This is a genomic window from Bradyrhizobium sp. (assembly GCF_035701725.1).
In the GTDB taxonomy this organism is placed as follows: Bacteria; Pseudomonadota; Alphaproteobacteria; order Rhizobiales; family Xanthobacteraceae; genus Bradyrhizobium.
The window spans coordinates 1-5,206 of sequence record NZ_DASSRP010000056.1; the positions used below are offsets into that span (position 1 = coordinate 1).

General features: G+C 64.4%; 5 protein-coding genes. 2 read left to right on the top strand and 3 right to left on the bottom strand.

The window, feature by feature from the left end; genetic code table 11:
* The 3 genes from VFL62_RS02845 to VFL62_RS02855 all read right to left on the bottom strand — a co-directional run.
* Positions 1–1,246, bottom strand: a 1,246-nt coding sequence (locus VFL62_RS02845; RefSeq protein WP_325170867.1) for a xanthine dehydrogenase family protein molybdopterin-binding subunit, incomplete at its 3' end; no start/stop codon positions are given.
* Position 1,247: 1 nt separating this feature from the next.
* Positions 1,248–2,279 (bottom strand): FAD binding domain-containing protein, encoded by a 1,032-nt coding sequence (locus VFL62_RS02850; RefSeq protein ID WP_414644585.1) that lies wholly within the window; start codon positions 2,277–2,279, stop codon positions 1,248–1,250.
* Entirely contained in the window at positions 2,279–2,743 is a 465-nt protein-coding gene (locus VFL62_RS02855; RefSeq protein ID WP_325170871.1) for a (2Fe-2S)-binding protein, read from the bottom strand. Before VFL62_RS02855 ends, VFL62_RS02850 begins: the two co-directional genes overlap by 1 nt.
* Positions 2,744–2,851: 108 nt before the next feature.
* Between VFL62_RS02855 and VFL62_RS02860 the strand changes: the two genes are divergently transcribed.
* Both VFL62_RS02860 and tcuA read left to right on the top strand, forming a co-directional pair.
* Positions 2,852–3,586 (top strand): TetR/AcrR family transcriptional regulator, encoded by a 735-nt coding sequence (locus VFL62_RS02860; RefSeq protein WP_325170869.1) that lies wholly within the window; start codon positions 2,852–2,854, stop codon positions 3,584–3,586.
* A gap of 105 nt (positions 3,587–3,691) precedes the next feature.
* Positions 3,692–5,179: an FAD-dependent tricarballylate dehydrogenase TcuA gene (tcuA, locus tag VFL62_RS02865; RefSeq protein ID WP_325170870.1), complete on the top strand. Its 1,488-nt coding sequence runs from the start codon at positions 3,692–3,694 to the stop codon at positions 5,177–5,179.
* Positions 5,180–5,206 lie beyond the last annotated feature (27 nt).

Genomic DNA, 5,206 nt, shown 5'->3' on the forward strand with positions numbered 1-5,206 from the left:
CTGGCAGGGGATTGCGCCTGCTCCAGCCAAACTTTGCCGCCGCCTGGTCGAAGCACTGCATCAGCGAGCGGGACGAAAACGGCAGACCGCTGACCGGATCGGTCTGGGTGTCGTTGACCCGCCGAAGCTCGATCGGGTCCATGCTCAGCGCATAGGCCAATTCGTCCATGGCACTTTCGAGGCCGAACATGTAGGGCGTCTCGGGCGGCGCGCGCATAAAGCCCGGCGTGTTGCGGTCGGCATGGACCACATTCCCCGCCGTGGCGATGTTGGGGCAGGCGTACATTCGCGCGGTCGCGTCCACCCCCACGACGTTGAAGCCGGATGGACGTGAGGCGATGTCCCAGCCCTCGTGGAAATAAGCCATCAGCTTGCCGTCCTGGGAGGAACCCAGCTTGACGTGCTGCCGGGTCTCGGCCCGATAGGTGGCGATCGTGAAGCTCTGATCGCGGGTCGCCACCAGTCTGACCGGACGACCGAGCCGCTTTGCGGCGATGGCGATCCACGCTGTGGCCGCGAGCCCGCCCTTGGCGCCGAACGCACCGCCCACATATCGCGAAACGACCCGGACATTCGCCGGATCGAGGCCGAGCTGGCAAGCGACCGCCGCCTTCGTCCCCCACATCATCTGGCTCGGCTCATAGATCGTCAGCTGTGGCCCTTCCCACACGCAAGTGGCAGCGAACAGCTCGATCGCATTGTGGTGTTGCGTCGGCGTCTGATAGCGGGCGTCGACCTTGACCGGAGCGGCGGCGAAGGCCGCCTCGGCGTTGCCTTTTTGTGGGTCCGGACCGAATAGGGGCTGGTGCGGCTCGGTCTCAACGCCGGGCGAGTCGAAAGTCGCGGCGGACGGCTCCGGCGCATAATTTACCCCCACCTTGTTGGCTGCCTCGCGCGCTGCCTCATAGGTGTCGGCGACGACCACAGCGATGATCTGTCCGTCGTGCCAGATATGGTCGCTCTCCAAGGTCGTGGTGGTCGGCCCGCCGCCCAGCGTCAGCGGCGGTTTGGCCTGGTTGCCGACGTTCTCGTGGGTCAGAATATCGAGCACCCCCGCGACAGCCTTCGCCGGTTCGAGGTTGAACCCGTCTATTCGCCCGCGGGCGATGGCACTCGTGACGAGATAGGCGAAAGCCGGATTGGCCACAGGTTCATCGGACGCATAGCGCGCCGCGCCGGTGACCTTTGCGACACCATCGATGCGCGGCGTCGGTCGGCCGAACAGGCCGCTCGTGTTATCTGGCATCTCAGCAATCCTTTCGAGTCGCAACCGGCATCGTCTTGGCTTGCATCAGAGCGCGAACGAGGGTTCGCCGGCCGAGCTCCGGTTTGTAGGCATTGTTGCCGTGGGTCACCGCACCGCCCAGCGCGGCCGCAGCGGCGGCTTCGGCACTTGCTTCGGTAAGCGGCTTGCCGGTCAGAACCGCTTCGGCCTCATGCGCGCGCCAGGGCCGATAGGCCATGCCGCCGAGACCGATCCGCGCCTGGCGCACGATCTCACCGTCCATCTCCAGCGCAACCGCGGCCGAGGCGATGGCGAACTCGTAGGAGGCCCGGTCGCGCACCTTCAAATAAAGCGAGCGCCGCGCCCATCCTCCAGCCGTCACCTGGAAGGCGGTGATGACCTCCCCGGGCATCAGAGTGGTTTCGATATGCGGCTGGCCCTCGACCGGTCTGTGCAGGGACGCAAATGCGATGCGGCGCTGACCCTGCGGGCCGCTCAGCTCGATTTGGGCGTCGAGTGCGACGAGGGCGACGCCGAAATCACCGGGGTATTGAGAGATGCAACTTCGGTCGACACCGAGCACGGCGTGGTTGCGGTTGAACCCTGCAATTGCCGCGCAGCCGGAGCCTGGCGTTCGCTTGTTGCAGGCCATCCAGCTGGGGTCCCGGTAATAGGGGCATCGGGTCCGCTGCAGGACATTGCCGCCGAGCGTGGCCATGTTGCGCAACTGCGCGCTTGCCGCCAGTTGCAGGCTTTGTGAGATTGCGGGATAGTCGGCCAGGACCGCCGGATGCTCCGCCACGGTAGACATTTTGGCGAGCGCTCCCAAACGTAAGCCATTCGGCCCCGCCTCGATCGTGGCATAGGGGCTGCGCAAAGGGGTGATGTCGACGACGCGCTCCGGTCGCAGTACGTCGAGCTTCATCAGGTCGATCAGCGTCGTGCCGCCGGCCAGAAACTGAACACGCGCGTCCGTCTGACCTTGTCCGGTCTCAAGGCCGAGGCGGGAGGCCTGCGCCAGATCAGCGGCGCGCTCGTAGGTGAACGGACGCATCAGGGGAGCTCCATTTGCTCTCGCGCCTGTTTGATGGCGGCGACGATGTTCGGATAGGCGGCGCAGCGGCACAAATTGCCGCTCATGTATTCGCGGATATCGGCGTCCGTCTTGGCATGCCCCTCGCGCACGCAGGCGATGGCAGACATAATCTGGCCTGGTGTGCAGTAGCCGCACTGCAACCCATCTTGATCAATGAAAGCTTGTTGCATCGGGTGGAGCGCACCGTCGGGCCCGATGAGCCCTTCAATGGTCTCTATCCGCCTGCCCTCGGCCGCCACCGCCAATGTCAGGCATGACAGCATCCGTTCGCCATCGATATGGATCGTGCAAGCGCCGCACTGTCCTTGGTCGCAACCCTTTTTGGCGCCGGTAAGACCAATATGTTCGCGCAAGGCGTCGAGGAGCGACGTCCGCGTATCGATCGTCAGCCGATGCTCTCGGCCGTTGACATTCAAGATCATCACGTATTGACCCCTAACAACTGCTAGATGACATGGCGGCACCGTGCGGGCAGGACACTCAAGCGCCGCCAAGATATATGAACAATGATTCAGCTTCGGAATTCGCATATGACCGTCGCCAGTCCACAGAACCTGAAACCAAGGAAGACGCCGCGCCAGGCGCGTGCCGAGGCAACGGTCGATGCCATTTTGGAGGCGACCATTCAGGTTTTGCTCAGCGAGGGCGCGGGCCGCTTGACGACCACGCGCGTCGCCGCGCGGGCGGGTGTGTCGGTGGGCACGATGTACCAGTATTTTCCGCACAAGGCGGCGCTGCTCTACGCGGTTCTAAAGCAGCACCTGGACACCATTGCCGAAGCGGTCGAAGCGGCTTGCGCGCGGCTTCGGGGCGAAGCGATTGCGACTATCGGTGAGGGCCTCGTTCTGGCGTATCTTGATGCCAAGACGGTTCGGATCGATGTGTCGCGCGCCCTTTACCTCGTCTCAGCGGACCTGGACACTGCCGAGCTGCTGGAGGGCATATGGAAGCGCATCCACGGTGCCACCACCGCGCTGCTCGCCAGCGCCGCCGACGCCGAGTTCGACGATTTGTCCGTCGTCACCTTCACGCTGCTGGCGGCGATGTCAGGCGCTATCCGCACCGTGTTCGAACGTGGTGCCGCGCCCAGCATGTTGCAGGACCTGCGCATGCAGCTGACGACAATGTGCCGGGCGTATCTGGAGGCGGTAGCAATCACGAGACCGACGCCTCTGGCGAAGCACCGCAAGGTGGCCGTGCTGATGGATCAGCGGTCCTCGCAATCGTTGGTCGAAAAGTTCACGGAAGTGCGGCGGCAGTTCTGATCCGGATCCGCTGTTGGTCGCTCCGATCGGTTCCGGCGGTTGACGCCCGTCGGAGCCGATGAGAGGCTTTCGCCGGCGCAAGCAATCTCTGGCAAGGGGCCTACCGTGGATAATTCCGAGCAGGATGTGATCGTCGTTGGGGCGGGCAATGCCGCCGCCTGCGCGGCGCTGTCGGCGCGGGAATGTGGCGCTTCGGTGCTGATGCTCGAAGTGGCGCCCGAGGATCAGCGCGGCGGCAATTCCGCCTTCACCGGCGGCGCCTTCCGCGTCGTCTATCATGGCGGTGAGGACCTGGCGCGACTGATCCCCGACATGAACGAGACCGAACTGCGCGACGTCGATTTCGGCACTTACACCGAGGAACAATATTTCGACGACATGGGTCGGCTGACCCAATACCGCTGCGACCCCGACCTGACCGAAATCCTGATCCGCGGTAGCTTCGAGGCTGGGCTGTGGATGCGCGACAAGGGTGTGCGCTTTCAATTGGGGCTCGGCCGGCAGGCGTTTCGCGTCGACGGCAAGTTCAAATTCTGGGGCGGGCTCGCCTGCCATATCTGGGGCGGCGGCAAGGAACTGGTGAAGGCGCTGCACGCTCGCGCCGCACGCGACGGCATTAGCGTGCTCTACGAGACGCCGGCGATCGCTTTATTGACCGGCGATAGCGGTATCGAAGGCGTGCGTGTACGCCATCACGGCAAATTGCACGATCTCAGGGCCAAGGCAGTGGTGCTCGCTTGCGGTGGGTTCGAGGCCAATGCCGAGATGCGGGCGCGCTATCTCGGGTCCAATTGGGACCTCGCCAAGGTTCGCGGCTCGCGCTTCAACACCGGCCAGGGGCTAAAAATGGCGCTCGACCTCGGTGCCGCCGTCCACGGTCACTGGTCGGGCGCGCATGCGGTCGCCTGGGATTTGAACGCGCCTCCCTTTGGCGATCTCGATGTCGGCGACCGCTTCCAAAAGCACAACTATCCGTTTGGGATCGTCGTCAACGCGCGCGGCGAGCGATTCCTCGACGAAGGCCTCGATTTTCACAGCTACACCTACGCCAAATACGGCGGCGAGCTCCTGAACCAGCCGGGCATGTTCGCCTGGCAGATCTTCGACCAAAAGGTCGTGCACCTGTTGCGCGAGGAATACCGGATCCCGCGCATCACCAAGGAAAAGGCCGACAGCTTCGAGGCCTTGGCGCCGCGGCTCGAAGGTGTCGATCCCGCCCGCTTTCTCGAAACCGTGCGCGCGTTCAACGCTGCCCCGCGGCCGGATGTGCCGTTCAACCCCAACCTCCGCGACGGCCTGTCAACGACGGGGCTCGCCGTCGACAAGACTAATTGGGCCCAGCGTCTCGACGCCCCGCCCTACGAAGCCTACGCGGTGACGACCGGCATCACCTTCACCTTTGGCGGTCTGAAGATCTCGAACGAAGCGCAGGTCGAGGACACCACCGGCCACCCGATCCCTGGCCTGATTGCCGCCGGCGAAATGGTCGGCGGGCTCTTCTACCACAATTACGCCAGCGGCACCGGGCTGATGTCTGGCGCCGTTTTTGGCCGCCGCGCCGGTCGCGCCGCTGCCGCATGCGCCCTTCGCTAGTGCCGCCCCCACGGCTGAAAGCGGTTT

What these genes read in the sequence shown, in the direction of transcription:
- VFL62_RS02860 (WP_325170869.1), top strand. Translation starts at nt 2,852, where the DNA reads ATGACCGTCGCCAGTCCACAGAACCTGAAACCAAGGAAGACGCCGCGC.
- VFL62_RS02850 (WP_414644585.1), bottom strand. Translation starts at nt 2,279, where the DNA reads ATGCGTCCGTTCACCTACGAGCGCGCCGCTGATCTGGCGCAGGCCTCC.
- VFL62_RS02855 (WP_325170871.1), bottom strand. Translation starts at nt 2,743, where the DNA reads ATGATCTTGAATGTCAACGGCCGAGAGCATCGGCTGACGATCGATACG.